Raw genomic sequence first — 679 nt, forward strand, 5'->3', positions numbered from 1 at the left:
AACAGCACGCGGTTCACAAAGAATCCTGGACAGTCATTGACGACAATCGGTGTCTTGCCCATTTTGCTGGCCCAGGCCACCACTTTGGCGATGGTGCTGTCAGCGGTTCTTTCTCCCCGGATAACCTCAACTAAGGGCATACGCGGCACCGGGTTGAAGAAGTGCATACCGCAGAAATTTTCCGGGCGGGTGAGTGCCTTAGCAAGCTGGCTGATGGGAATAGTCGAGGTGTTTGATGCCAGAATCGTATCCGGCCGAACATGGCTTTCTGTTTCGGCCAGAACGGCTGCTTTAACCTGCGGATTTTCAACCACGGCTTCTACCACCACATCAACCCGATCGAAATTCGCATAGCTCAGCGTGGGTTGAATGGTGCCGATGACGCCTGCGAGCGTCAGACCATCAATCTTGCCGCGCACCAGCTGCTTATTCAGCAGCTTTGCGGCTTCATTCATCCCCAGCGTCAGCGATGTGTCGCTGATATCTTTCATGATAACCGGCACACCTTTCCAGGCGGACTGATACGCGATACCGCCGCCCATGATGCCAGCACCCAGCACGGCGGCCTGTTTTGGCGTTTCCACGTCGCGGGTCAGTTTTTTCGCTTTGGCTTTCACCGCCTGATCGTTAAGGAAAATCCCGACCAGGGCGCGGGCTTCATTCGATCGCGCCAGGGGAA

The 679-nt window shown here is 55.7% G+C and carries 1 protein-coding gene; it reads right to left on the bottom strand.

The annotated features are described in order from the left end of the window. A partial coding sequence (locus tag WH277_RS01950; RefSeq protein ID WP_339504088.1) for a 3-hydroxyacyl-CoA dehydrogenase NAD-binding domain-containing protein occupies nt 1-679 on the bottom strand: 679 nt, incomplete at both ends.

This window comes from Erwinia sp. MYb416 (assembly GCF_037479575.1).
Classification (GTDB): domain Bacteria; phylum Pseudomonadota; class Gammaproteobacteria; order Enterobacterales; family Enterobacteriaceae; genus Erwinia; species Erwinia rhapontici.